The 24,711-nt window shown below is 75.1% G+C and carries 21 protein-coding genes, 1 tRNA gene and 1 riboswitch; of the genes, 9 read left to right on the top strand and 13 right to left on the bottom strand.

Annotated features, from left to right (window positions below):
- Nucleotides 1–412: 412 nt before the first annotated feature.
- The 4 genes from K1J50_RS02010 (at nucleotide 413) to K1J50_RS02025 (ending at nucleotide 4,383) form a co-directional block, all read left to right on the top strand.
- Nucleotides 413–2,203: an IlvD/Edd family dehydratase gene (locus tag K1J50_RS02010; protein ID WP_220115762.1), complete on the top strand. Its 1,791-nt coding sequence runs from the start codon at nucleotides 413–415 to the stop codon at nucleotides 2,201–2,203.
- A 62-nt stretch (nucleotides 2,204–2,265) separates the two neighbouring features.
- On the top strand, nucleotides 2,266–3,018 hold the full coding sequence (locus K1J50_RS02015; protein WP_220115763.1) for an SDR family oxidoreductase: 753 nt from the start codon (nucleotides 2,266–2,268) through the stop codon (nucleotides 3,016–3,018).
- A 25-nt stretch (nucleotides 3,019–3,043) separates the two neighbouring features.
- Nucleotides 3,044–3,892, top strand: coding sequence for a fumarylacetoacetate hydrolase family protein (locus K1J50_RS02020; RefSeq protein ID WP_220115764.1), 849 nt, complete (start codon nucleotides 3,044–3,046; stop codon nucleotides 3,890–3,892).
- A 5-nt stretch (nucleotides 3,893–3,897) separates the two neighbouring features.
- On the top strand, nucleotides 3,898–4,383 hold the full coding sequence (locus K1J50_RS02025) for a lysozyme inhibitor LprI family protein (protein ID WP_220115765.1): 486 nt from the start codon (nucleotides 3,898–3,900) through the stop codon (nucleotides 4,381–4,383).
- 157 nt (nucleotides 4,384–4,540) lie between these two features.
- Here the strand turns inward: K1J50_RS02025 and K1J50_RS02030 are convergent, their stop codons facing one another.
- From K1J50_RS02030 to K1J50_RS02075, 10 genes are all read right to left on the bottom strand, one after another.
- Nucleotides 4,541–6,073, bottom strand: a complete 1,533-nt coding sequence (locus K1J50_RS02030) for a UxaA family hydrolase (RefSeq protein ID WP_220115766.1) — start codon at nucleotides 6,071–6,073, stop codon at nucleotides 4,541–4,543.
- 89 nt (nucleotides 6,074–6,162) lie between these two features.
- Entirely contained in the window at nucleotides 6,163–7,821 is a 1,659-nt protein-coding gene (pgi, locus tag K1J50_RS02035) for a glucose-6-phosphate isomerase (RefSeq protein ID WP_220115767.1), read from the bottom strand.
- An 88-nt stretch (nucleotides 7,822–7,909) separates the two neighbouring features.
- Nucleotides 7,910–9,178: a M16 family metallopeptidase gene (locus K1J50_RS02040; protein ID WP_220115768.1), complete on the bottom strand. Its 1,269-nt coding sequence runs from the start codon at nucleotides 9,176–9,178 to the stop codon at nucleotides 7,910–7,912.
- Entirely contained in the window at nucleotides 9,175–10,581 is a 1,407-nt protein-coding gene (locus K1J50_RS02045; RefSeq protein ID WP_220115769.1) for a M16 family metallopeptidase, read from the bottom strand. The genes K1J50_RS02040 and K1J50_RS02045 overlap by 4 nt, the downstream gene beginning before the upstream one ends.
- A gap of 268 nt (nucleotides 10,582–10,849) precedes the next feature.
- Entirely contained in the window at nucleotides 10,850–11,434 is a 585-nt protein-coding gene (locus K1J50_RS02050; RefSeq protein WP_220115770.1) for a DUF3035 domain-containing protein, read from the bottom strand.
- A complete protein-coding gene (lspA, locus tag K1J50_RS02055) occupies nucleotides 11,431–11,931 on the bottom strand; it encodes a signal peptidase II (protein WP_220115771.1) in 501 nt (166 codons plus the stop codon). The genes K1J50_RS02050 and lspA overlap by 4 nt, the downstream gene beginning before the upstream one ends.
- 55 nt (nucleotides 11,932–11,986) lie before the next feature.
- On the bottom strand, nucleotides 11,987–14,851 hold the full coding sequence (gene ileS / locus K1J50_RS02060) for an isoleucine--tRNA ligase (RefSeq protein WP_220115772.1): 2,865 nt from the start codon (nucleotides 14,849–14,851) through the stop codon (nucleotides 11,987–11,989).
- A 297-nt stretch (nucleotides 14,852–15,148) separates the two neighbouring features.
- Entirely contained in the window at nucleotides 15,149–16,132 is a 984-nt protein-coding gene (locus K1J50_RS02065) for a bifunctional riboflavin kinase/FAD synthetase (protein WP_408869356.1), read from the bottom strand.
- A complete protein-coding gene (locus K1J50_RS02070) occupies nucleotides 16,129–16,710 on the bottom strand; it encodes an LOG family protein (protein ID WP_220115773.1) in 582 nt (193 codons plus the stop codon). Before K1J50_RS02070 ends, K1J50_RS02065 begins: the two co-directional genes overlap by 4 nt.
- A gap of 11 nt (nucleotides 16,711–16,721) precedes the next feature.
- Complete coding sequence (locus K1J50_RS02075) at nucleotides 16,722–17,150, bottom strand: MaoC family dehydratase (RefSeq protein ID WP_220115774.1); 429 nt, start codon at nucleotides 17,148–17,150, stop codon at nucleotides 16,722–16,724.
- 115 nt (nucleotides 17,151–17,265) lie between these two features.
- Between K1J50_RS02075 and K1J50_RS02080 the strand changes: the two genes are divergently transcribed.
- The 4 genes from K1J50_RS02080 to K1J50_RS02095 all read left to right on the top strand — a co-directional run bounded on the left by K1J50_RS02080 (nucleotide 17,266) and on the right by K1J50_RS02095 (nucleotide 21,240).
- Nucleotides 17,266–18,405, top strand: coding sequence for a M20 family metallopeptidase (locus K1J50_RS02080; protein ID WP_220115775.1), 1,140 nt, complete (start codon nucleotides 17,266–17,268; stop codon nucleotides 18,403–18,405).
- A gap of 63 nt (nucleotides 18,406–18,468) precedes the next feature.
- Nucleotides 18,469–19,926: an amidase gene (locus K1J50_RS02085; protein ID WP_220115776.1), complete on the top strand. Its 1,458-nt coding sequence runs from the start codon at nucleotides 18,469–18,471 to the stop codon at nucleotides 19,924–19,926.
- Between the two features lie 96 nt (nucleotides 19,927–20,022).
- Entirely contained in the window at nucleotides 20,023–20,214 is a 192-nt protein-coding gene (locus K1J50_RS02090; RefSeq protein WP_220115777.1) for a DUF6494 family protein, read from the top strand.
- Between the two features lie 36 nt (nucleotides 20,215–20,250).
- Complete coding sequence (locus tag K1J50_RS02095; protein ID WP_220115778.1) at nucleotides 20,251–21,240, top strand: Bug family tripartite tricarboxylate transporter substrate binding protein; 990 nt, start codon at nucleotides 20,251–20,253, stop codon at nucleotides 21,238–21,240.
- Between the two features lie 190 nt (nucleotides 21,241–21,430).
- On the opposite strand, the gene folE is transcribed toward K1J50_RS02095, so the two are convergent.
- From folE to metZ, 3 genes are all read right to left on the bottom strand, one after another.
- Entirely contained in the window at nucleotides 21,431–22,087 is a 657-nt protein-coding gene (gene folE / locus K1J50_RS02100) for a GTP cyclohydrolase I FolE (RefSeq protein WP_456304544.1), read from the bottom strand.
- A gap of 132 nt (nucleotides 22,088–22,219) precedes the next feature.
- Nucleotides 22,220–22,687: a Co2+/Mg2+ efflux protein ApaG gene (apaG, locus tag K1J50_RS02105; RefSeq protein ID WP_220115780.1), complete on the bottom strand. Its 468-nt coding sequence runs from the start codon at nucleotides 22,685–22,687 to the stop codon at nucleotides 22,220–22,222.
- A gap of 167 nt (nucleotides 22,688–22,854) precedes the next feature.
- Nucleotides 22,855–24,048, bottom strand: coding sequence for an O-succinylhomoserine sulfhydrylase (metZ, locus tag K1J50_RS02110; protein ID WP_220115781.1), 1,194 nt, complete (start codon nucleotides 24,046–24,048; stop codon nucleotides 22,855–22,857).
- 53 nt (nucleotides 24,049–24,101) lie between these two features.
- Nucleotides 24,102–24,180, bottom strand: a riboswitch (SAM riboswitch).
- Nucleotides 24,181–24,381: 201 nt separating this feature from the next.
- Here metZ and K1J50_RS02115 point away from each other — a divergent pair.
- Nucleotides 24,382–24,456: transfer RNA gene (locus K1J50_RS02115), tRNA-Gly, on the top strand.
- Nucleotides 24,457–24,711: the final 255 nt, after the last annotated feature.

Here is a 24,711-nt window from a genome sequence, read left to right on the forward strand (position 1 = left end):
GGCGCAATCCTCCGCGCAGGGGCGCCACACGACATCGTGTGCTCGCCGCCGGGCAAGAGGCATCCCGCGATCCACGGCCGGGAGCGACCGCGCCGCGCCGAACGGCGGCGGGCGCAGCGAGGGGAACACCGATGTCCGGGGCCGTCAACCGCGCCGCTTCCGGAAGGCGAGCATCCCTCCCTGCCGCGGCCGCTCGCCTGCAGGCGGCGAGGCTGCGCAGCCGTGCGCGCAACCCCCGCGACAGGAGCGCGCAGCCGGGACTCCCGTCCGCGCGAGGGACGAGCCATGCCGCGGCCGGGCCGCCTTCCGGCCGCGGCATCCTGCGCCGCGCCCGATGGGGGCGCGCCGGCCGGCGTTGACAGTCCCGCTCGCGGCCTCGCACTTTCCCGGGCCGCAAACGGGGAAGCACGCCATGGCCGGTGCCGACCAGACCCAGAAGAAGTTCCGCCTGCGCAGCCAGCGCTGGTTCGACGATCCGGACGATCCGGGCATGACGGCGCTCTACACCGAGCGCTACCTCAATTTCGGCCTCACGCGCGGCGAACTGCAGTCCGGCAAGCCGATCATCGGCATCGCCCAGACCGGCAGCGACCTCGCCCCCTGCAACCGGCACCACCTCGACCTCGCGCAGCGGGTCAAGGAGGGCGTGCGCGACGCCGGCGGCATTCCGCTCGAATTCCCGATCCATCCGATCCAGGAGACCGGCAAGCGGCCGACCGCGGCGCTCGACCGCAACCTCGCCTATCTCTCGCTGGTCGAGGTGCTGCACGGCTACCCGATCGACGGCGTGGTGCTGACCACGGGCTGCGACAAGACCACCCCCGCCTGCCTGATGGGCGCGGCGACGGTGAACATCCCGGCGATCGTGCTCTCCGGCGGGCCGATGCTGGACGGGCACTACAAGGGCCGCCTCACCGGCTCCGGCACCATCGTCTGGGAGGCGCGCAAGCGCCTCGCCGCCGGCGATCTGGACTACGAGGGCTTCATGGAGCTGGTGGCCTCGAGCGCCACCAGCATCGGCCACTGCAACACCATGGGCACGGCGCTCTCGATGAACTCGCTCGCCGAGGCGCTGGGGATGAGCCTGCCGGGCTGCGCCGCCATCCCCGCCCCCTACCGCGAGCGCGGGCAGATGGCCTACGCGACGGGCCGGCGCATCGTCGAGATGGTGCACGCCAACCTGCGCCCGTCCGACATCATGACGCGCCAGGCCTTCGAGAACGCGATCGTGGTGGCGAGCGCGATCGGCGCGAGCACCAACTGCCCGCCGCACATCATCGCCATCGCCCGCCACATGGGGGTGGAGCTCGCGATCGAGGACTGGGACCGCATCGGCCACGACGTCCCGCTGCTGGTGGACTGCCAGCCGGCGGGCCGCTTCCTCGGCGAGGCCTTCCACCGCGCCGGCGGCGTGCCGGCGGTGATGCGCGAGCTTCTGCGCGCCGGGCGGCTGCACGGCGGGGCGCTGACCGTCACCGGCCGGACGGTCGCCGAGAACCTTGCCGCCGTGGGCGAGCCGGACCGCGAGGTGATCCGCCCCTACGACCGCCCGCTGAAGGAGCGCGCCGGCTTCGTCATCCTCGGCGGCAACATCTTCGACAACGCGGTGATGAAGGTGAGCGTCATTGACGAGGCCTTCCGCCGCCGCTTCCTCTCCGACCCGCCGGACGTGTTCGAGGGCAAGGTCGTGGTGTTCGAGGGGCCGGAGGACTACCACGCGCGCATCGAGGACCCGGGCCTCGGCATCGACGAGCGCACCGTGCTGGTGATCCGCAACTGCGGTCCCGTCGGCTATCCCGGCAGCGCCGAGGTGGTGAACATGCAGCCGCCGGCGGCGCTGATCAAAGCCGGGATCGAGGCGCTGCCGACCATGGGCGACGGGCGGCAGAGCGGCACCTCCGGCAGCCCCTCGATCCTCAACGTCACGCCGGAGGCGGCGGTGGGGGGCGGGCTGGCGCTGCTGCGGACCGGCGATCCGATCCGCATCGACATCAGGGCGCGGCGCGTGGACGTGCTGATCCCGGAGGCCGAGCTCGCGGCGCGGCGGGCCGCGTGGCGGCCGCCGCAACTCCTCAACAAGACGCCGTGGGAGGAGATCTTCCGCAGCCTGGTCGGCCAGCTCGGCACCGGCATGTGCCTGGAGCCGGCGACGATGTACCTCAACATCCTGGAGACGCGGGGCGAGAGCCGGCACAACCACTGAGTTGACGCGCGGCCGGGCCCGCCCGTAGAGCGGGCAGGCGGACGGGATCGCGGAGGGAAGGAATGGCCGGCAGGCTCGCGGGCAAGCGGTGTTTCGTGACGGCGGCCGGCCAGGGCATCGGCCGCGCCACCGCGCTCGCCTTCGCCGCCGAGGGGGCGGAGGTGGTCGCGACCGACGTGGAGGCGGCGAAGCTCGCCGATCTCGGCGCGCGGCCGGGCGTGAGCACCGCGCGGCTCGACGTGCGCGACGCCGCGGCGATCGAGGCGGCCGCGAGGGACGCGGGGGCGGTGGACGTGCTGTTCAACTGCGCCGGCGTCGTGCACCAGAACACGGCGCTGAGCTGGACGGAGGCGGAGTGGGACCTCGCCTTCGACCTCAACGTGCGGTCCATGGCGCGCACGATCCGCGCCTTCCTGCCGGGCATGCTGGCGCGCGGCCGCGGCAGCATCGTCAACATGGCCTCCGCCGCCTCCAGCGTGAAGGGGGTGGCGAACCGCTTCGTCTACGGTGCGACCAAGGCCGCGGTGATCGGGCTGACCAAGAGCGTCGCGGCGGACTTCGTGACGCGCGGCATCCGCTGCAACTGCATCTGTCCGGGCACGGTGGACACGCCCTCGCTCGCCGAGCGCATCGCCGCCAACGCGGCGCAGGCCGGGGGCGTCGAGCAGGCGCGCGCGGCCTTCGTCGCGCGCCAGCCGATGGGCCGGCTCGCGCGGCCGGAGGAGATCGCGGCGCTCGCCGTCTATCTCGCCGCCGACGAGAGCGCCTTCGTCACCGGGCAGGCCATTGTCATTGACGGCGGCTGGACGAATTGATGGGAACCGAGGGGGAACCGCACGGATGAAGCTGCTGCGCTACGGCCCGAAGGGGCAGGAGAAGCCCGGAATGCTCGACGCCGAGGGCGCGATCCGCGACCTCTCGGGCGTGATCGCCGACCTCCGGGGGGAGGCGCTGTCGCCCGAAGGGCTCCGGCGGCTCGCGGCGCTCGATCCCGGCGCGCTGCCGAAGATCGCGGGCCAGCCGCGGCTCGGCCCGCCGGTCGCCGGCATGACCAACTTCGTCTGCATCGGCCTCAACTACGCCGACCACGCGGCCGAGACCGGGGCGGCGATCCCCAAGGAGCCGATCGTGTTCCTCAAGTCGCTCGGCGCGCTGTGTGGCCCGAACGACGACGTCGTCATCCCGCGCGGCTCGACCAAGACCGACTGGGAGGTGGAGCTCGCCGTCGTCATCGGCCGGACCGCCCGCTACGTGCCGGAGGCGGAGGCGCTCGACTACGTCGCCGGCTACACCATCTGCAACGACGTCTCCGAGCGCGAATGGCAGCTCGAGCGCGGCGGGAGCTGGGACAAGGGCAAGGGCTTCGACACCTTCGGCCCGCTCGGCCCGTGGCTGGTGACCAGGGACGAGGTGCCGGACCCGCAGGACCTCGCCATGTTCTGCGAGGTGGACGGGCAGCGGATGCAGGACGGCTCGACCCGCACCATGATCTTCGGCGTGGCGAAGCTGGTGAGCTATGTCAGCCACTGCATCACGCTGCATCCGGGCGACGTCATCAGCACCGGCACGCCGCCCGGCGTCGGCCTGGGCAAGAAGCCGGCGCCGGTCTTCCTCCGCCCCGGGCAGACGATGCGGCTCGGCATCGCCGGGCTGGGCGAGCAGGTGCAGCGGGTGGTGGCGGCGGAGTGAGCGCCATGCGCAGGGTGGCCCGCGGGCTGCTCCTGGCCGCGCTCGGCCTGTCGCTGGCGCCGGCGGCGCAGGCGCAGCAGCGCGCGGCGCGGCCGGCGCCGCGGGAGACCCTCGCTGCCGCGGTGGACCGCGAGATGCGCGGCTGCATCGGCACCGTGCGCGAGGTGCCGCGCTACCTGGAGTGCCTGGACCGGCAGAACGCGGCGCTCGAGCAGCGCCTGGCCCAGGCGATGGAGCGGCTGCAGGCGGCGATGGAGCCGCCCGAGCGCGGCGCCGCCTTCGCCGAGGTGCAGGCGGCCTGGGCCGCCTACCGGCAGAAGCACTGCGACTTCGTCGGCACCTCGCAGAGCCTCGGCGAGCGGGCGCCGGTCGAGCGCGCCGCCTGCTACCTGCACTTCGCCATCGCGCGCATCGAGGAGCTGGAGGCGGCGCTGCGGCCGCCGCCGCAGCAGGACCGGCCGCCGGGCCAAGCGCCGCGCGGCGGGCGCTGAGAGCGGATCGCGGACGGCCGGGAACGGCCGGGAGCGGGAATCCGCGCGCCGGACGACGCGCCGGCGCCGTTGCCGCGCGCACCGCCGGGCGGAAGCGGCTCCAGCGGCCCGGGCCCGGCACGGGAGGGGAGGGGCGGGGACCGCGTCCCCGTCCCGCTCACATCGTCGCCCCGATCGTCCAGGGCGCGAACTCGGCGCCGCCGAAGCCGAGCTTCTCGCTCTTCGTCCGCTCGCCGCTCGCCACGCGCAGCATCAACTCGAAGATCCGCTCGCCGCACTGCGCGACCGTCTCCTCGCCGCCGAGGATGGTGCCGCAGTCGAGGTCCATGTCCTCGCGCATCCGCTCGTAGAGCGGCGTGTTGGTGGCGAGCTTGATCGAGGGCGCGGGCTTGCAGCCGAAGACGCTGCCGCGGCCGGTGGTGAAGCAGACCAGGTTGGCGCCGCCCGCGACCTGCCCGGTCGCCGCCACCGGGTCGTAGCCGGGCGTGTCCATGAAGACGAAGCCCTTCGCGGTGACCGGCTCGGCGTAGCGGTACACCTCGACCAGGTTGGTCGTGCCCGCCTTGGCCATGGCGCCGAGCGACTTCTCGAGGATCGTCGTCAGGCCGCCCGCCTTGTTGCCGGGGGAGGGATTGGCGTCCATCTCCGCGCCCTCGCGCGCCGTGTACTCCTCCCACCAGCGCATCAGCGCGACCAGCTTCTCGCCGACCTCGCGGCTCACAGCGCGGCGCGTCAGCAGGTGCTCGGCGCCGTAGGTCTCGGGCGTCTCGGAGAGGATCACCGTGCCGCCGTGCCGCACCACGAGGTCGCTCGCCGCGCCGAGCGCGGGGTTGGCCGTGATCCCCGAATAGCCGTCCGAGCCGCCGCACTGCAGCGCGACGATCAGCTCGCTGGCCGGCACCGTCTCGCGCCGCACGGCGTTGGCCTCGTCGAGCACCTCGCGCACGAAGGCCATGCCGGCCTCGATCGTGGCGCGCGCGCCGCGCTCCTGGATGTCCATCACCCGCAGGCGGCCGGCGAGGCGCTGTTCCTCCAGCATCGGGCCGAGCTGGTTGACCTCGCAGCCGAGGCCGATCGCGATCACATGGCTGAAGTTCGGATGCCGCGCGTAGCCGGCGAGGGTGCGCCGGAGCAGCTTCAGCGGCTCGCCCATGGTCATGCCGCAGCCGGTCTTGTGCGTCAGCGCCACCACGCCGTCCACGTTCGGCCAGGCGGCGAGCGGATCGGCGCCGGTGATCGGGTTGCGCTCGAACTGCCGCGCGATCAGCTCCGCGACATGGGCCGAGCAGTTCACGCTGGTGAGGATGCCGATGTAATTGCGCGTCGCCACGCGCCCGTCGGCGCGGCGGATGCCCTGGAAGGTGGCGGGGACGGGCAGCGGCTCGGTCGGGCGCGCGTCCGCGCCGAAGGCGTAGTCCCTGGCGAAGTCGCCCATCGCGCAGTTGTGCGTGTGCACCCACTCGCCGGGTGCGATGGGTCGCGTGGCGAAGCCGATGATCTGGCCGTAGCGGCGGATCGGCTCGCCGGCCGCGTGCGGCCGCAGGGCGACCTTGTGGCCCGGCGGGATCCGCCGCTCGCCCACGCGCAGGCCCTCGGCGAGGGCGGCGCCCGGGGCCAGGGCGGTGCGGGCGATCGCCACCCCGTCCTCGGGATGGAGGCGGATCACGGGCGGCAGGGCGGGGGCGTCCATCGGGCGGGGTCCTGGGCCTGGGCGTGCGACGGTGGCGCGCATCCTAGCGGGCCTGCCGCAGCGGGCCAGCCCGGCGCCGGGGCGCGGCCTCAGGCCGGGGAAGGCAGCCCTTGCGCGCGCCGGATCGCCTCCAGCAGGCCCGCCGTCGAGCTGTCATGCGCCCCGGCGCGCGGCCCGCGCTCCAGTTCCTCCGCGAGCGGCGCGGCGAGCCGCTTGCCCAGTTCCACGCCCCACTGGTCGAAGGCGTTCACGTCCCATAGCGCCGCCAGCGCGAACACCTTGTGCTCGTAGAGCGCGACGAGCTGGCCGAGCGTGCCGGCGTCGAGATGCGGCAGCAGGATGGTGAGGCTCGGGCGGTCGCCCGGGAAGACGCGGTGCGGCAGCAGGCGCGCGATCTCCGCCTCCGGCAGCCCCGCGGCCGCCATCTCGGCGCGCGCCTCCTCGGCGCTCCGGCCGCGCAGCAGCGCCTCGGCCTGGGCGAGGCCGTTGGCGAGCAGGGCGCGGTGGCTCTCGGCGTGCGGATGGTCGGGCCGGGCGATCAGGATGAAGTCCACCGGCACCGGCGTCGTGCCCTGGTGGACGAGCTGCATGAAGCTGTGCTGGGCGTTGGTGCCCGGCTCGCCGAACACCACCGGCCCGGTCGCGCGCGCGACCGGCGCGCCGGCCAGCGTCACCCGCTTGCCGAGGCTCTCCATCTCGAGCTGCTGCAGATGCGCGGGCAGCCGCGCCAGCCGCTCGTCGTAGGGCAGCACCGCGCGGGCCGGGTAGCCGAGCGCGTTGACGTGCCACGCCTCCACCAGCGCCATCAGCACCGGCACGTTGCGCTCGAGCGGCGCGCCGAGGAAGTGCTCGTCCATCGTCCGCGCGCCGGCGAGCAGCCGCTCGAACGCGCTCCACCCCAGCGCGAGCGCGAGCGACAGCCCGACCGCCGACCAAAGCGAGAACCGCCCGCCGACCCAGTCGCGGAAGCCGAACACCCGCGCCGGGGCGATGCCGAACGCCCCGGTCGCCTCCAGGTTGGTGGACATGGCGGCGAGGTGGAGCGGGGCCTGCTCCTCGCCCAGCGCCGCGGCGAGCCACGCGCGCACCAGGCGCGCGTTCAGCAGCGTCTCCTGCGTGGTGAAGGTCTTGGAGGCCACCAGCACCAGCGTCCGCGCCGGGTCGAGCCGCGGCCGCAGCGCTTCCCAGGCATGGGCGTCCACATTGGCGAGGTAGTGCGCGCGCAGCGGCGACACCCCCTCGCGCCACAGCGCCCGAGCCACCATCGCCGGCCCGAGGTCCGAGCCGCCGATGCCGATGTTCAGCACGTCGGTGAAGCGCTCGCCGGTGGCGCCGCGGATCTCGCCCGCATGCACCGCCTCCGCGAAGGCGCGCATCCGCGCGAGCGTGTCGTGCACCGCGGCCGAGGCGTCCTCGTCGCCGGCGCGGAACCCGGCCGAGCGCGGCGCGCGCAGCGCGATGTGCAGCACGGCGCGCCGCTCGGTGGCGTTTATCGGCTCGCCGCGCGCCATGGCGTCGCGCCGCGCCTCCACCCCGCAGGCGCGGGCGAGGCCGAGCAGCGCCTCGAGCGCCGCGTCCGACACCGAGGTCTTGGAGAGGTCCACCAGGAGGTCGCCGGCGCGATGCGCGAAGCGCGCGAAGCGCCGCGGATCGGCGGCGAAGAGCGGGCGGATCGCGCGCGCCCCGGGCCGCGCGCCGAGCGCCTCGACCCTGGCCCACGCCTGCTCGCGGGCGGTGTCGGTCGTCACCGGGCGTCGCCCTCTTCCCGCGCCGTCGTCCTCCCCGCGGTCGGCGCGCGGCAGGAAGGGCTCCGCCCCGGCCTGCGGGCGTCCCTCCTCACGGCTCCGCGGGCCGCCCCGCCACCGCCACCGAGAGCGCCTCCGGCTTCAGGAGCCGCGCCGCGACCTGCGCCGCCCGCTCGCGCGTCAGCGCGCGCAGGCGCGCCGCGCGGCCGTCCAGCCAGTCGATCGGCCGGCCGTTGCGGCGCAGCGCGAGCAGCGTGTCCGCGATCCGCCGGCTGTCCGTGAACTGCAGCGGCAACGAGCCGGTCAGGTAGGCCACCGCGTCCGCGACCTCCTGCGCGGTCGGTCCCTCGGCGGCCATCCGCGCCCATTCCTCGCGCGTCAGCGCGAGCGTCTCCGCCACGCGGCCGTTCTCCGTCGCCACCGAGCCGACGATCGCCGCCTGGCGGAACAGCACCTCGAGCCCGGCGCCGATGCCGTAGGTCAGGCCGCGCCGCACCCGCACGGCCTGCATCAGGCGCGAGCCGAAGTCGCCTCCGGCGAGGATGCGCAGCACCACCTGCGCCGTCTCCCAGTCTGGATCGCTCACCGCGAGGCCGGGCTGGCCGAAGATCACGGTGGATTGCGGCGAGTCGAACTCCACCACCGTGCGGCCGAACGCGCGGAAGGGCGGCAGCGCCGGCGCCGCGGGCGGGGGCCCGGCGGGCAGCCCGTCGAACAGCCTCGGCAGCAGCGCGGCCAGCCCGTCCGGCGTGATGTCGCCGGCGGCGGCGATCAGCAGCCCGTCGCGGCGGAGCTGGCGGGCGATGACCGCGCGGATCGCCTCCACGGGCAGCGCGGCCAGGGTTTCCGGGGTGCCGCCGACCGGGCGGCCGGCCGGGTGGTCGGGGAAGGCAGCGGCCCAGAAGGCGCGGCTCGCCTGGCCGCGCGGCGTCTCGAGCACCTGCCGCGCGCCGGCGACGGCGCGGGCGCGCACCCGCTCCACCGCATCCGGGTCGAGCCGCGGCGCGGCCATGGCGAGGTTCGCCAGCCGCACCGCCTCCGGCAGCGCCGTCGAGAGGGCGCGGAAGCCGCCCTCGAAGCCGTCGCGCTGCGCCTCGAAGCCAAGGCCGATGGCGGAATCGCGCAGCGCGTCCGCGAACTCCGGCGCGCGCAGCTCGCCCGCACCCTCGGTGAGCAGCGCCGCCGCCATCGCCGTCGCGCCGTTCCGTTCCGGCGCATCGAGCGCGGCGCCGCCCTCCCAGGCCCAGGCGACCGAGACGACCGGCACCGAGTGGTCCTCCACCAGCCAGGCCGTGAGACCGCCCGGCGCCTCCACGGCGCGGATGGGGATCGCGCGGGGAACAGCCGTGGCCCCGCTCATCCGCGCACGCTCCCGGCCGGCGCGTCGGCGGGCAGGAGCCAGCCGGTGGTGTCGGGCGCCGAGGCCAGCACCGCGCGGGCCGCCTCCGCCACCTGCGCCCGCGTCACGGCGCGCAGCCGCGCCGGCCAGTGCTCGACGGCCTCGAGCGGCAGGCCGATCGCCAGCGTCCCGCCGATCATGCGCGGCGCCGCGCCGAGGCTGTCGAGCGCGAGCAGCGCGCCCGCCGTGAGCTGGCGGATCGCGCGCGCCACCTCGGCCTCGCCCGGCCCCTCGTCGAGCAGCCGCTTCACCACGTCGTCGGCTGCGCGTTCCAGCCGGTCCGGCGCCACCTCGCGCCGCGGCGTGGCGAAGACCGAGAAGCTGCCGGCGCCGAGCGCGTCGCTGTCGTAGCCCGCGCCGGCGCCGACCGCGAGGCCGGTCTCGACCAGCGCGCGGTGCAGCCGGCTCCCCTGGCCGCCGCCGAGGAGGTGGGCGAGCACCTCCAGCGCATAGGCGTGCCGCGTCTCGCCCGCGGTCAGGGTCGGCGCCATCCAGGCGCGGGCGTAGGCCGCCTCGCGCACGCCGGGATCGCGGCGGACCAGGCGCGGCTCGTGCGCCGCGGGCGGCGCCGGGGCACGGTCGCGGCGCGGCGCGGCGCGCGCCGGGATGGCGCCGTAATGGGTCTCGACCAGGCGGCGGAATTCGGCCTCGCGCACGTCGCCGGCGACGACCAGCACCGCGTTCTCCGGCGCGTACCAGCGCGCGTAGAAGCCGCGAAGGTCGTCGAGGGTGATGGCGCGGATCTCCTCCGCCCAGCCGATGATCGGCCGGCCGTGCCAGTGCTGCGGGCCCCAGAGCGCGGCCTCGAACGCCTCGCGGAAGCGGGCGCGGGGGTTGCTGTCGGTGCGCAGGCGGCGCTCCTCGAGGATCACGTTCCGCTCGGCCTCGAACTCCTCGGCGCCGAGGGTGGCGCCGGCGACGCGGTCCGCCTCCATCTCCATGATGAGCGGCAGGCGCGAGGCCTCGACGTGCTGGAAGTAGGCGGTGACGTCGCGCGAGGTGAAGGCGTTGTCGTGGCCGCCCTCGCGCGCCACGGCCTGCGAGAAGGCGCCGGAGGGGACGTTCCGGCTGCCCTTGAACATCATGTGCTCGAGGAAATGGGCGACGCCGGAGCGGCCCGGCGGGTCCTCGCCGCCGCCCACGGCGTAGAAGAGGTACTGCGCGACCACCGGCGCGCGCCGGCTCTCGACCAGGACCACGGTCAGACCGTTGGGGAGGCGCCAGAGCTGCGCCCCGAACAGCGGGCGGTCGGTCGGCGGGACGGGGGGGCCGGCGGACGGATCGGCGGCCGGGACGAGGGACGGCGTGGCGAGCGCTGCGGCGGCGGCCGTGGCGAGGGCGGTGCGGCGGGTCACGCGGGGCATGCCCGCGGAGATAGGGGCGGGCCCCAGGGGAGGGAAGGGACGATGCGCGGCCCACCGCCCTCCCGAGGCCGTCTCCCGCAGAGCGATGCCCGCCTCCGCTCCTCCGCCCGCCGCGCCCGCCGCGGCGATCCGGGCGTCGCCCGGCCCTGGGCCGGCTGCCCGGCGACGACGGGGCGGCGACGGCCCACGAGCTGCGCTGCGTCCGAGGGCCGCTGCCGCGACCCCTCGCGCTCCGCGGGGCGAGACGGAGGAAGGGGCACCCCGGCGCTCAGAACAGCCCTTCGAGCAGCCCGCGCCGGCGCGGCTGGATGATCGGCGTCTCGCCCTCGGTCGGCGAGCGGCCGAGCGCGGCGTTCTCGCGCAGCCGCTGCGCCTCGCGCTCCGCGTCCACCGGGGTGCCCGGCGGCGGCGGCTGGCGCCAGAACATTAGCCGGTCCACGAAGGGGCGATCCGGCTGCTCCAGCCGCAGCGCCTCCTCGTCCACGCGGCGGCGGATGTCGGGCGGGACGGAGCGGCCGGTCTGCGCGACCAGCGCCGCCTCGCCGGGGCTCGGGCGGCCGGCTGCGGCCGGGCTGCCGAGCGCGGCGCCGGGAACCAGCGCCGCCTCCGCCTGCTCGCGGATGGAAAGCTCCTGCGGGCGCCGGGCGCCGGGACGCGGCGGCGGCAGCTCCGTCATGTCCGGCGGCATGGAGAGCGGCGCGCGCGTGGTGACGGCGAACTCGTCCGGCGCGTCGCGGGTGAAGCCGAGGGTGCGTGCGGTGTCGGACCCGCAGCCGGCGAGGCCGGCAGCGAGGGCGAAAGCGACCAGGGCGCCGCACCGGGTGCCGGCGGGGCGAGGGGAGCGCTGCCTCATGCGCTTTCCTTAGCCGCGGCCTTGGGCCGGAACAAGGCATCCGCGAGGAGGGCCCCGACGCCCAGCACGATGGCGGCGTCGGCCAGGTTGAAGACGTACCAGTGCCAGGGTCCGGCGTAGGCGTCCACGAAGTCCACCACGGCGCCGAAGCGCAGCCGGTCGATCAGGTTGCCGATCGCGCCCCCGATGACCGCGCCGAGCGCGGCCGCGGCGAGCCGGGTCTCGGCCCGGGCCATCCAGCGCAGCAGGAAGGCCGCGATCGTCAGCGCGAGCAGGCCGAGCGCGAGCTGGTGCCAGAGCGTGTCCCCGGCGAGCAGACCGAAAGTGACGCCCCGGTTCCAGACCATGGTGAGGTCGAGCCCGACCGGGCCGAGGGCGAGGAGCGGGACGTTGCGCAGCTCCGGCAGGCGGAGGACCTCCAGGATCCACCACTTGCTCGCCTGGTCGGCGGCGAGCACCGCGGCGGCGACGGGGAGGCCGAGTCGCAGGCCGCTCATGCGCCGCTGCCGTCGCCGCGCCTGGCCTCGCTGCGGGCGCGCACGATCGCCGCCGTCACTCGGCGGCGCGCGGGAAGGCCGGGTGCGCCTCCACCGCCTCCTCGCAGCGCCGGCAGAGTGTCGGGTGGGCGGCGCTCCGGCCGACCTCCGGCAGCACGCGCCAGCAGCGCTCGCACTTGGCGCCGGGAGCGGGGCGGAACTCCACGACCGGGGGAGCCGCCTCGCCGGGCGCGCCGTCCTGGGGCGCGACCTCCACCGCGGAGACGATGCACACCTCCGCCCACTGCTCGGGCGTCAGCAGCCCGAGGTCCTGGCGCGCGAGCCGCAGCAGGGGCGCGGCCTGCAGGCCGGCGCCGATCGCGCCTGCGCGCCGATGGGTCTCGAGCACGGCGGTCACGGCGGCGCGGATCCCGCGGATGCGCTCCCACTTCGCCGCCAGCGCCGGATCGCGCCAGCCCTCCGGCACCAGCGGGAAGTCGAGCAGGTGGACGCTCCCCTCCTCGTCCGGGAAGCGCGCGAGCCATGCCTCCTCCGCGGTGAACACCAGCACCGGCGCGAGCCAGGCGCAGAGGCAGCGGTGCAGCGCATCGAGCACCGTGCGCGCGCTGCGCCGGCGGTGGCTGTCGGGCCGGTCGCAGTAGAGCGAGTCCTTGCGGATGTCGAAGTAGAAGGCGGAGAGGTCGGTGGCGCAGAAGGCGTGGAGCTCGGGATAGACGCCGGTCCAGTCGTAGGTCTCGACGGCGCGGCGGAGGCGGGCGTCGAGCTCGGCGAGGCGGTGCAGCACCCAGCGCTCGAGCTCCGGCAGCTCGGCGTGGGGCACCGTCTCCTCGTCCGAGAAGCCGGCGAGGTTGCCGAGCAGCCAGCGCAGCGTGTTGCGCAGGCGGCGATAGAGCTCGGCCTGCTGCTTCAGGATCTCGGGGCCGATGCGCAGGTCCTCGGCGGTGTCGGAGTTCATCACCCACAGGCGCAGGATGTCGGCGCCGTACTGGCGCATCACGTCCTGCGGCGCGGTGACGTTGCCGAGCGACTTCGACATCTTGCGGCCCTGCTCGTCGAGCACGAAGCCGTGCGTCAGCACCGCCTTGAACGGGGCGACGCCGCGCGTGCCGACCGATTCGAGCAGCGAGGAGTGGAACCAGCCGCGGTGCTGGTCGGAGCCTTCCAGGTAGAGGTCGGCCGGGAAGGGCAGGCCGCGGCCGCCGGCCTCGCCGAGGACGAAGGCGTGGGTCGAGCCGCTCTCGAACCACACGTCCACGATGTCCATCACCTGCTCGTAGTCCGCGGGGTCGCGGCCCGCGCCGAGGAAGCGCGCGGCGGCGCCCGGCTTGTACCAGGCATCGGCGCCTTCGGCGGCGAAGGCGGCGGCGACGCGCTCGATCACCGCCGGGTCGCGCAGCGGCTCGCCGCTCCGCCTCTCGACGAAGACCGGGATCGGCACGCCCCAGGCGCGCTGGCGCGAGACGCACCAGTCCGGCCGCGCGGCGATCATGGAGGCGAGGCGGTTGCGCCCGGCCTCGGGGATGAAGCGGGTGCGGGCGATCGCCTCCAGCGCCTTGGCGCGGATCCGGTTGGCGTCGTCCATGGCGATGAACCACTGCGGCGTGGCGCGGAAGATCACCGGCTTCTTGGAGCGCCACGAATGGGGGTAGGCGTGGGTGATCCGGCCGGTGGCGACCAGCGTGCCGGCCTCGCGCAGCGCGGCGTAGATCGCCTCGTGCGCCTCGAACACGGAGAGGCCGGTGAAGCCTGGCGCCTGCTCGGTGAAGGTGCCGTCGTCGGCGACCGTCTCCGGGACCGGCAGGCCGTGCCGACGGCCCAGCTCGAAGTCGTCCTCGCCGTGGCCGGGGGCGATGTGGACGAAGCCGGTGCCGGCCTCGGTGGTCACGAAGTCGCCGGGCAGCAGGGGGACGTCGAAGTCGTAGCCCCGGCCGCGCAGCGGATGGGCGGCGACGGCGCCGGCGAGCTCCGCGCCCTTCAGCACGCGGCGGACGGTGTGGGGGCCGAGACCGGCCTCCTTCTCGAACTCCGGCAGCAGCTTCAGCGCCACCAGCAGCCGCTCGCCGACGCGGAGCAGCGAGCCATCCGCGACGCCCTCCACATGCACCAGCGCGTAGTCGATCTCCGGCCCGTAGGCGACGGCGCGGTTGCCGGGGATGGTCCAGGGCGTGGTGGTCCAGATCACCACGCTCGCGCCGACCAGGTCCTCCGCGCCCGCGCGCAGGATCGGGAAGCGCGCGTGCAGCGTCGGCGAGACGTGGTCGTGGTACTCGATCTCCGCCTCGGCGAGCGCGGTCTTCTCCACCGGGCTCCACATCACCGGCCGCAGCCCCCGGTAGAGCGAGCCGTTGAGCAGGAACTTGCCGAGCTCGCGCGCGATCGCCGCCTCGGAGGCGAAGTCCATGGTGGAGTAGGGCCGCCACCAGTCGCCGAAGCAGCCGAGGCGGATGAACTCCTCGCGCTGCACCTTGAGCCAGTGCTCGGCATAGGCGCGGCACTCGGCGCGGAAGTCGAGCACCGGCACCGCGTCCTTGTCCTTGCCCCTGGCGCGGTACTCCTCCTCGACCTTCCACTCGATCGGCAGGCCGTGGCAGTCCCAGCCCGGCACGTAGTCGGCGTCGAACCCCGCCATCTGCGCGGCGCGGTTGATGACGTCCTTGAGGATCTTGTTGAGGGCGTGGCCGATGTGGAGGTGGCCGTTGGCGTAGGGCGGGCCGTCGTGCAGCACGAATTTGGGCCGCCCCGCCGAGCGCGCGCGCAGCCGCGCCCAGAGGTCGAGCCGCGCCCAGCGTTCGAGCCATTGCGGCTCGCGCCGCGGCAGGTCGCCCTTCATCGGGAACGAGGTGGTCGGCAGGAAGACCGTGGCGCGGTAGTCGCGCGGCGCGGCGAGGGGGGCGGACGGCGGCTGCGGTCGGTCGTTCATCGGAATGCCTCGGGGGCGTGCATCGGTAGGCCTCGGGGGCGTGTCGCGGGCTGTCCGCGTTCCCGCGGGGCCCTGGGGTGGCGCGCGCGCTGTGTCCCGGCCCTCAGACGAGGACCGGGCCGGGAATTCGATGCTGCGCCAGCCGGACCATCCCCGCCTTATGGGGAGGGGGGCGGCGGCAGGTCAAGCGCGTGCCCCGCCCGGAGCGCCCGCTGCCGGGCCACGGCGCCCCGGCCCGCGCCTGCCGGCGCTGCCTGGCCCGGCGGCGGGCGGGTGGCGGGGCGCGGCCAGGCCGCCCTAGGAGGGCGCGGCGGAGCCGCCGCGGCCGGCGGCGAGCACCCGCCGCGCCTCCTCGGCATCCCGCGCGATCGCCGCCTTCAGCGCCGCGAGATCGGCGAACCGCTCGTCCGGCCGCAGGAAATGCTCGAGCCGCACGCCGATCTTCTGGCCGTAGAGGTCGCCCGCGAAGTCGAAGATGTGGGTTTCCAGCCGGGTCTTCGGGTCGCCGCCGAGGGTCGGCCGCCGCCCGACATTCGCCACGCCCTCGCGCAGCGTCCCGTCCGGCAGCGCCACGCGCACCGCATAGACGCCCCGCGCCGGCTCCAGGTGCCGGCCGAGCCACATGTTCGCCGTCGGCCAGCCGAGCGTCCGGCCGAGCTTGTCGCCGTGCTCGACCCGGCCGCGCACCTCCCAGGGCCGCCCCAGCATCTCCGCCGCGCGCTCCGGATAGCCGTCCTGCAGCGCGCGGCGGATGCGGGTCGAGGAGATCGGCCCGCCCGCGTCGGCGAGATGCGGCACCACTGTCAGCCCGATGCCGCGCTTCTCGGCCTCGCGTGCGAGGAAGGCGACGTCGCCGCCGCGCCGGTGGCCGAAGGCGAAGTCCGCGCCGCAGGCGAGGTGCCGCGCCCCGATCCCCCGGTGCAGCACCTGCTCGACGAAGGCTTCCGCCGGCATCGCCGCGAACTCGGCGGTGAAGGGGATGACATAGACGATCCGCGCCCCGTGGGCGCCGAGCAGCGCCACCTTGACCTCGGGCAGGGTCAGGCGGAAGGGAGGGTCGTCGGGGCGGAAATGCTCGCGCGGATGCGGCTCGAAGGTGAGGGCGGCCAGCCGCAGGTCCGGCCGCGCCGCGTGCGCCGCGCGCAGCACCGCCACGTGGCCGCGATGCACCCCGTCGAAATTGCCGAGCGCCACCGTCGCGCCGCGCAGCGCCTCGGGCAGCGCGTGCCAGGTGGTGACGACCCGCGGCCCGCCCCCGTCTCCGCCGCCCGGCGCGCTCACGTCTCGTCCTCGCCGAGCCAACGCGGGACCGGCGGCGGGCGGAAGGAGGCGAGCGCGTCCAGCGCCGCCTCCGGCGTGGCCGCGCGCAGAGCCAGGCTGCGGTTCAGCGGGGTCAGGAAGCCCTCCTCGACCATCTGGTCGAGCAGCGCGAACAGCCGCTCCCAGTAGCCGGCGACGTCGAGCAGCACCAGGCCCTTGGCGTGGATGCCGAGCTGGGTCCAGGTCAGGGTCTCGATCGCCTCCTCCAGCGTGCCGTAGCCGCCGGGGAGCACGACGAACCCGTCGGCCAGCTCCGCCATCAGCGCCTTGCGCTCGTGCATCGTGTCCACGACCCGGAGGTCGGGCACCGAGCGCAGCCCGACCTCGCGGCGCAGCAGGCCGCCGGGGATGACGCCGGTCACCTCGGCCCCGCCGGCCAGCGCCGCCTCGGCGACCGCGCCCATCAGCCCGACCGCGCCGCCGCCATAGACCAGGCCGAGGCCGCGCGCCGCGATGGCGCGGCCGAGCGCGGCGGCCGCCTCGCGGTAGGCGGGCCGGCGTCCCTCGGCCGAGCCGCAGAAGACGCAGACGCGGCGCACGCGGCGCGGCCCTAGCCGTCGCGCGACGGCACCATCACGGTCGCGTCGCCCTCGATCACCGGCTTGCCCTCGACCGTGCAGACGGTGCGAAGGATGGCGCGCTTGCGGTCGGGATCAAGCCCGGTGACCTCGACCGTCGCCGTCACCGTCGCGCCGATCCGCACCGGGGCGCGGAACCGCAGGTTCTGCGAGAGGTAGATCGTTCCGGGCCCGGGCAGGCGGGTCCCCAGCACGGTGGAGATCAGCGAGGCGCTGAGCATTCCGTGCGCGATCCGCTCCTTGAACACCGTCCGCGACGCCGCCTCGGCGTCGATGTGGACCGGGTTGGTGTCGCCCGAGATCCCGGCGAAGAGCAGGATGTCGGCCTCGGTGATGGTCTTGGCGAAGCTCGCGCGCTGGCCAAGCTCGAGGTCCTCGAAGAACAGGCCGGTTCCGGCCATTCCGGGTGCGCTCCCATGCTGCACTGCGGTATGTTCCGGATAGCCCCGAAACCTCGGGTAGACAAGCCGGGGCGGGCCTGCCAGAAGCGGCCGGCCACGCAACGGGATTCCTGGCATGCCGCGGACCGAGATCGGCCGTTCCGACCGCTTGCTCGCCGAGCTGCGCCGCTGGGTCGAGCACGAGACGCCGACCACCGACGCGGGCGCCGTCAACCGGCTGCTCGACGTCGCGGAGGGCGAGCTGCGCGCGGCCGGCGCCGCGGTCGAACGCATCCCGGGGTGCGACGGCTACGGCGACACGCTGATCGCCCGCACCCCCGGCGGGCGGGGCCGACCGGTGGTCGTCGCCGGCCATCTCGACACGGTCTGGGACCACGGCACCCTGGCCGGGCCGATGCCCTTCCGGGTCGAGGGCGAGCGCGCCTACGGCCCCGGCATCTTCGACATGAAGGCGGGCAGCTTCCTCGCCTTCCACGCGGTGCGCGAGATCCTGCGCCAGGGAACGCCGACCCGGGCCCCGATCGTGCTGCTGCTGACCCCGGACGAGGAGGTGGGCAGCCCGACCAGCCGCGCCCTGATCGAGCGCGAGGCGCGCGGCGCCTGCGCCGTGCTGATCCCCGAGCCGGCGGTGGGCCCCGAGGGCGCCTGCGTCACCGCGCGCAAGGGGGTGGGCCGGTTCGAGATGCGGGTGCGCGGCCGCAGCGCGCATGCGGGCGGCAACTGGCAGGACGGGCGCAGCGCGGTGGTGGCGCTGGCGCGCAAGGTGCTGGAGATCCATGCGCTGGTGGACCTCGACCGCGGCATCACCACCAATGTCGCGCCGATCCGCGGCGGCACCCGTCCCAACGTCGTCGCGCCGGAGGCGAGCTGCGAGATCGACCTGCGCGTCTCCACCGCCGCCGACGGCGAGCGGCTGGAGCGGCTGATCCTCGGCATGGCCGGCAGCCCGGAGGAGGGGATCGAGATCGCCGTCAGCGGCGGCATGAACCGTCCGCCCTTCGCCGAGACGCCGGAGATCCTCGCGCTCTGGGAGCGGGCGCGCGCGCTCGCCGCGGCGCACGGCTACGACCTGCCGCGCACCGCCCGCGGCGGCGGTTCGGACGGCAACTTCACCGCCGCGCTCGGCGTGCCGACGCTCGACGGGCTCGGCTGCCCGGGCGGGGGCGCGCACGCGCCGGACGAGCACATCCGCTGGCCCGAGCTCGCCCCGCGCGGCGCCACCCTCTGCGCGCTGCTCGAGACGCTCGGGGACTGAGGGCGGCTTGCCGCGCCCCGCGGCCCGGAGTGCAATGCGACGGGTCGGAGGGAGGAGGCCGGCATGGCCGACGAGACGCTGATCCGCCTGACCGCCACCGAGGCGGTGGCGCGGCTGCGGCGCGGCGAGGTCTCGCCGCTCGAGCTGATCGAGGCGGCGGCGGCGCGCATCGCCGCGGTCGAGCCGGCGGTGAACGCGCTGCCCACCCTCTGCCTCGACCGCGCGCGCGAGCACGCGGAGCGGCTGATGCGCGGCGAGGGGCGCGAGGCCGAGGGCGAGCCGGGCTGGCTCGCGGGCCTGCCGGTGACGATCAAGGACCTGCTCGACGTCGCCGGCGTGCGCACCACCTACGGCTCGCCGATCTTCCGGGACCACGTGCCGGAGAGGTCCCACCCGCTGGTCGAGCGCATCGAGCGCAAGGGCGGCATCGTCGTCGCCAAGTCCAACACGCCGGAATTCGGCGCCGGCGGCTCGACCTTCAACGAGGTGTTCGGGCGCACGCGCAACCCGTGGAACACCGCGCTCACCTGCGGCGGCTCGACCGGCGGCGGCGCGGTGGCGCTGGCGACCGGCGAGTGCTGGCTCTCCCAGGGCTCCGACCACGGCGGCTCGCTGCGCCGGCCCGCGACCTATTGCGGCGTGGTCGGGCTCAGGCCCTCGCCGGGGCGGGTGACGCGCGGGACCAGCAACAACCTGTTCTCGCCGCTCTCGGTGCAGGGGCCGATGGCGCGCAACGTGCCGGACGTGGCGCTGTTCCTCGACACCATGGCGGGCTGGGACCTGCTCGACCCGCTGACCTGCGAGGCGCCCGCCGTGCCCTACGCGCGCGCCGTCGCCGAGGCCGAGCGCGCCCTGCCGCTGCGCATCGCCTTCACGCCCGACTTCAACGGCGGCCTCGCCGTGGACCGCGAGACGCGGGAGATCTGCGCCCGCGAGGTGCGGCGCTTCGAGGATCTCGGCTGCACCGTGGAGCTCGCCGCGCCCGACCTCGGGCCGCTGGAGGAGGCCTTCCTGGTGCTGCGCGCGCAGCAATTCGTGGTGGACCGCGAACGGCAGCTCGAGACCCACCGCCACCTGCTCAAGCCCGACATCGTCTGGAACACCGAGCGCGGCCTCGCCGCCACCCCCTCCCGCCTCGCCTGGGCGGAGCGCGAGCGCGCCGCCTGGTACCGCCGCGTCGCCGCGCTGTTCGCGCGCTACGACGTCTTCGTCACGCCGGGCGCCGCGACGCCCGCCTTCGACGTCATGCTGCGCCACCCGGAGACGGTGGACGGCAAGAGGCTCGGGAACTACATGGCGGCGTCGCTGATCAACGCCGCGATCACGCTGGCCGGCTGCCCGGCGGTGGCGGTGCCCTGCGGCTTCGACCGCTACGGCCGCCCGGTCGGCCTGCAGGTGGTCGCGCCGCCGCGGCAGGAGGCGCGGGCCCTGCAGGCCGCCGCGCTGTTCGAGCGGCTGACCGGGCTCGACCGGCTGCTGCCGATCGCCCCGCGCCCGGGCACGGTGCCGCCGCCCTCCTGACCGGCCGGCGACGCCAGGGAAGGCGACACGCCGGCCCGGCCTCCTGCTATGCTCTCCGGCGCCGCGCGGCCAAAGGCGCGGCGGGAGGAGGCGCCCATGGACGAGGACCGCTTCAACATGGCCGTGCGCAAGTTCCTCAAGCAGGTCGGCGTCACCTCGCAGCGCGAGATCGAGCGCGTGGTGCGCGAGGGCAAGGTGCAGGGCAGGACGCTCAGGCTGCGGATGACGCTGACCTCCGACGACGCGCCGTTGCGCCACGTCGTCGAGGAGACGATCGAGCTGCCTTGAGGACCAGGCGGGGGGGGGAAGGGAGAGGACAGTGCCATGAGGCCCCGCCGCCGCGCGCTGCTTACCGCCGGAGCCGCGTCGCTGACCGCCGCCGTGCCGGCTGGCGCGCAGCCCTCGCCGACGGGCGAACGCTGGCCCAGCCGCCCGGTCCGCATCGTCGCGCCCTACGCGCCGGGCGGCCAGTCCGACACGGTGATCCGCCTGCTCCAGCCCCGGATGGCGGAGTTCCTCGGCCAGCCGATCGTGATCGAGAACCGCACCGGCGCCGGCGGCACGATCGGCGCCGGGATCGTCGCGCAGGCGCCGCCGGACGGCTACACCCTGCTGTTCGAGAGCATCGCCTTCCTGATCGCGCCGCTGATCGTGCGCGGCCTCGCCTTCGACTACGAGACCGCCTTCGTCCCCGTCGGCCAGGCGGTGGCGGCGCCCTACGTGCTCGCGGTGAGGCGCGACCTCGCAGCGCGCGACCTGGCTGGCTTCGTCGCCGCGGCGAGGGCGGCGCCGGGCAGCGTCACCTACGGCACGCCGGGCGTCGGCTCGCCGGGCCACCTCGCCGGCGCGCTGCTCGAGAGCCGCGCCGACATCCGGCTGCAGCACGTGCCCTATCGCGGCGGGGCGGAGGCGGCGCGCGACCTCGCCGCGGGCAACATCGCGGCGGTGCTGATCACCGCGAACTCGATCAAGCCGGTCATCGACAACGGCCGCGCCCGCGGCGTCGCGCTGACCAGCGCCGAGCGCCGCGGCAGCCTCGCGCACCTGCCGACGATCGCCGAGAGCGGCTATCCGGGCTTCGACATGACAAGCTGGAACGGCCTGTTCGCGCCGGCCGGCACGCCGGAGCCGGTGATCGAGCGCCTCTCCGCCGCGCTGCGCCACGCGACCGGCGACCCGGCGGTGCGCGAGCGCCTCGCGCTCACCGGCAACGACGCGGTGTCCGACACGCCGGCGGAATTCGCCGCGCGCATCCGGCGCGAGCGCGAGGTGGTGAAGCGCATCGTGCGGGAGAGCGGGATCCGCGCGGAGTAGGGGGAGGCTGCGCCGTCCGCGGCGGATCGGCCTCGCGCGGACGGGCGAGGTCGCAACCGCCGGGCCCCCGCGCCGGCGCGGCGGCAGTTCGGCACGGGGAGCGCCCCGGCGAGGAAGGGCGAGATCGCGGCGGGGCGGCTTCCCGGCGCCGCGGGACGCCGGGCAACCGGGGCAGCGGCGCAGGCGCGCCTCAGCCCTCCACCTGCCAGCGCTGCCCGCCGATGATGGAGAGGAATTCCCGCCGCGTGCTCGGGTCGTCGCGGAAGGCGCCGAGCATGCGGCTGGTCACCATGGTGACGCCGTGCTTGTGCACGCCGCGCGTGGTCATGCACTGGTGCGCCGCCTCGATCACCACCGCCACGCCCTTGGGCTGCAGCACGTCCTGGATGGTGTTGGCGATCTGCGCGGTCAGCTTCTCCTGGATCTGCAGCCGTTTCGCGTAGGCCTCGATCACCCGCGCGAGCTTCGAGATGCCGACCACCCGTCCCGCGGGAAGGTAGGCGACGTGCGCCCGGCCGATGATCGGCACCATGTGGTGCTCGCAATGGCTCTCCAGGCGGATGTCGCGCAGCACCACCATCTCGTCGTAGCCTTCCGTCTCCTCGAAGGAGCGGGTGAGCAGCGCGACCGGGTCCTCGGCGTAGCCGGCGAAGAACTCCTCGTAGGCACGCACCACGCGGGCCGGGGTGTCGCGCAGCCCCTCGCGGTCCGGATCGTCGCCGGCCCAGCGGATCAGGGTGCGCACGGCGGCCTCCGCCTCCGCGCGGCTGGGACGACCCTCCGGGAGAGGGGAGGCGGAGGCGGACTCGGCCCGGACGGGGGCGGCCCGGAAGGTTTCGATGTTCACGGTCCTCGATGTCCCCTTAGGCGTGCGCTCCGAGCGCGGCGGCCCGGCGCGGCGACGCCGTTCTCCCCCGGTGCGGCCCTGCCCGGAGACATAAGGCATCCGTGCCGTGCCGCAACCGTCCCCCGCCCCGGCTCAATGCAGCCGGCCCGAGGGCAGGTGCGGACTGTCGAGGCTGAAGGCGGGGATCACCACGTCGAACGCCTCGCCGGTGCCCGTCACGACCATGTGATAGAGGCCGCGCATGAAACCGGAGGGCGTCGGCAGCGGCGTGCCGGAGGTGTATTCGAAGCTCTCGCCCGGCTCGAGCACCGGCTGCTCGCCCACCACCCCGGCGCCGTGCACGACCTGGGTGCGGCCTTGGGCATCGGTGATGCGCCAGGTGCGCCGCAGGAGCTGCACCGTTTCCGTGCCGAGATTCTCGATCGTCACGCGGTAGGCCCAGACGTAATGGGCGCGCTCGGGCTGCGACTGGTCGGCCAGGTAGAAGGCGCGCACCGTCACGCGGATGCCGCGCGTGGTCTCGCAATAGGCGTCCTGCCGGCCGGCCCCCGGCGGGGGGCGCGACGGGCCCGGAGGCGGTTCGGACGGCTGTCTCGCCATGGCGTTCCCTTCCCTGCGGAATACACCTCACCACGGCGCGGCGTGTCCACACCCGGCCGGGCGCGGACCCGCGGTCCCGCGCGCGGCGGCCGAGCGGCGCAACCGCCGCCGTCCGCGCCCGGCCCGACGCGGCGCGGGCAGAAGGGGGGCGGCGCGCGCGGCTCCGCTCAGCGCGCCTCGAGCGCCGCGGCGAGATCCTCGATGATGTCCGCCACATCCTCGAGCCCGACCGAGAGCCGCACGATGCCGTCGGTGATGCCGAGCCGCGCGCGCTCCTCGGCGCCGATGCGCATGTGGGTCGTCGTCGCCGGATGCGTCGCCAGGCTCTTGGCGTCGCCCAGGTTGTTGGAGATGTCGATCAGGCGCAGCGCGTCGAGCATGCGGAACGCCGCTTCCTTTCCGCCCTTCAGCTCGAAGGTGACGACGGTGCCGCCCGCGCGCATCTGCGCCATGGCCAGCCTCTGCTGCGGGTGGTCGGGGCGGAACGGGTAGAGCACGCGCGCGACCTCGGGCCGCCCGGCGAGGAAATTCGCCACCGCCGCCGCCGAGCGGCACATCGCGTCGAGCCGCAGCGGCAGCGTCTCCAGCCCTTTGAGGATCACCCACGCATTGAAGGGCGAGAGCGAGGGGCCGGTGTTGCGGAGGAAGGGCTGCAGCGTGTCCTCGACCCACTTCCGGGGCCCGAGCACGGCGCCCCCCAGCACCCGTCCCTGCCCGTCGAAGTGCTTGGTCGCGGAATAGACGACGACGTCGGCGCCGAACTCCAGCGGGCGCTGCAGCAGCGGGGTGGCGAAGACGTTGTCCACCACCACCAGGGCCCCGGCGCGGTGCGCGAGGTCGGCGACCGCGCGCAGGTCCACGATCTCGAGCATCGGGTTGGAGGGGGTCTCGAGCAGCACGAGGCTCGCCGGGCGGCTCAGCGCGCGCTCCCACTGCGCGAGGTCGGCGCCGTCCACGAACTCGCCCGCGATGCCGTAGCGCGGCAGCAGGGTGGAGACGATCCAGTGGCAGGAGCCGAACAGCGCGCGGCTCGCCACCACCCGGTCGCCGGTCCTGAGGTGCGCAAGCAGCGCGGCGTGCACCGCGGCCATCCCCGTCGCGGTGACGCGGCAGGCCTCGGCGCCCTCGAGCAGCGCCAGCCGCTCCTCGAGCATCGTCACCGTCGGGTTGCCGAAGCGCGAGTACTGGTAGTGCCGCTCGGTCCCGGCGAAGGTCGCCTCGGCCTGCGCGGCGCTGGCGTAGACGAAGCCGGAGGTGAGGTAGAGCGCCTCCGCCGTCTCGTCGAAGCCGCTGCGCATCTGCCCGCCGCGGACGAGGAGGGTGGCGGGGCGGAGCGTGCGGTCGCTGCGGGGCTTGGCCATGGGCGGGGGACCTTCGGAACGGAATTCCGGCCCCTCGCGGTCGGGGACGCGCCGGAGCGCGCCCCGCGGCCGTTTAGCGCGCTTGTTTAGGCTCGCCGCAAGCTGGCCGGACAAATCGCGAGCGTCGCTCCGCGCGGAGGCGGAACGGCGAGGCCATCTAGCCGCGGCGGGGGGCGGCCGGCAAGAGCCGCGCCGCGGGTGCGGGTGGGGAGGGGCGCGGGACGCAGGCCCGGCCAGGCGCGGGGAGGGCGGAGACGTGGCCCGTTCCGGCCGGAACCGACCCGCCCGGTGCTTGTCCGGGCCCACCCCCTGCGCTAACTCTATGAACTGAAGGCGGGCGTAGTTCAGAGGTAGAACGTCAGCTTCCCAAGCTGAATGTCGTGGGTTCGATTCCCATCGCCCGCTCCATTCCGGACCTCGTAGAAAACGGAACCAAGGCGTTCTCCTCCGGCCGCGCGGGATGGCGGGACGGCACGCTTGACGACGCCGCGCATGGCCTGATGGGGCGCACCCGCGGAGGGGCGGACCGGGCTGCGGTGTGAGCACCGGGCAGACCGCCCGCGCCACCATGGCTCGCTGCGGCACCCCGCCGCCAACCCTGGAGCACGCGTCGAGAGCGGATCGGCCGGCCGGGGCAAAAGCTGCCGCTCGGTTGCGCCCAAT

It is taken from the genome of Caldovatus aquaticus (genome assembly GCF_019458025.1).
GTDB lineage: Bacteria > Pseudomonadota > Alphaproteobacteria > Acetobacterales > Acetobacteraceae > Caldovatus > Caldovatus aquaticus.

Bases quoted from the DNA above. Each gene is read 5' to 3' on its own strand.
- metZ (WP_220115781.1), bottom strand. From the start codon at position 24,048: ATGGCCAAGCCCCGCAGCGACCGCACGCTCCGCCCCGCCACCCTCCTC.
- ileS (WP_220115772.1), bottom strand. From the start codon at position 14,851: ATGAACGACCGACCGCAGCCGCCGTCCGCCCCCCTCGCCGCGCCGCGC.
- lspA (WP_220115771.1), bottom strand. From the start codon at position 11,931: ATGAGCGGCCTGCGACTCGGCCTCCCCGTCGCCGCCGCGGTGCTCGCC.
- K1J50_RS02010 (WP_220115762.1), top strand. From the start codon at position 413: ATGGCCGGTGCCGACCAGACCCAGAAGAAGTTCCGCCTGCGCAGCCAG.
- K1J50_RS02040 (WP_220115768.1), bottom strand. From the start codon at position 9,178: ATGAGCGGGGCCACGGCTGTTCCCCGCGCGATCCCCATCCGCGCCGTG.
- K1J50_RS02045 (WP_220115769.1), bottom strand. From the start codon at position 10,581: ATGCCCCGCGTGACCCGCCGCACCGCCCTCGCCACGGCCGCCGCCGCA.
- K1J50_RS02090 (WP_220115777.1), top strand. From the start codon at position 20,023: ATGGACGAGGACCGCTTCAACATGGCCGTGCGCAAGTTCCTCAAGCAG.
- apaG (WP_220115780.1), bottom strand. From the start codon at position 22,687: ATGGCGAGACAGCCGTCCGAACCGCCTCCGGGCCCGTCGCGCCCCCCG.
- K1J50_RS02015 (WP_220115763.1), top strand. From the start codon at position 2,266: ATGGCCGGCAGGCTCGCGGGCAAGCGGTGTTTCGTGACGGCGGCCGGC.
- K1J50_RS02085 (WP_220115776.1), top strand. From the start codon at position 18,469: ATGGCCGACGAGACGCTGATCCGCCTGACCGCCACCGAGGCGGTGGCG.
- K1J50_RS02050 (WP_220115770.1), bottom strand. From the start codon at position 11,434: ATGAGGCAGCGCTCCCCTCGCCCCGCCGGCACCCGGTGCGGCGCCCTG.
- K1J50_RS02025 (WP_220115765.1), top strand. From the start codon at position 3,898: ATGCGCAGGGTGGCCCGCGGGCTGCTCCTGGCCGCGCTCGGCCTGTCG.
- K1J50_RS02075 (WP_220115774.1), bottom strand. From the start codon at position 17,150: ATGGCCGGAACCGGCCTGTTCTTCGAGGACCTCGAGCTTGGCCAGCGC.
- K1J50_RS02020 (WP_220115764.1), top strand. From the start codon at position 3,044: ATGAAGCTGCTGCGCTACGGCCCGAAGGGGCAGGAGAAGCCCGGAATG.
- K1J50_RS02080 (WP_220115775.1), top strand. From the start codon at position 17,266: ATGCCGCGGACCGAGATCGGCCGTTCCGACCGCTTGCTCGCCGAGCTG.
- K1J50_RS02030 (WP_220115766.1), bottom strand. From the start codon at position 6,073: ATGGACGCCCCCGCCCTGCCGCCCGTGATCCGCCTCCATCCCGAGGAC.
- K1J50_RS02095 (WP_220115778.1), top strand. From the start codon at position 20,251: ATGAGGCCCCGCCGCCGCGCGCTGCTTACCGCCGGAGCCGCGTCGCTG.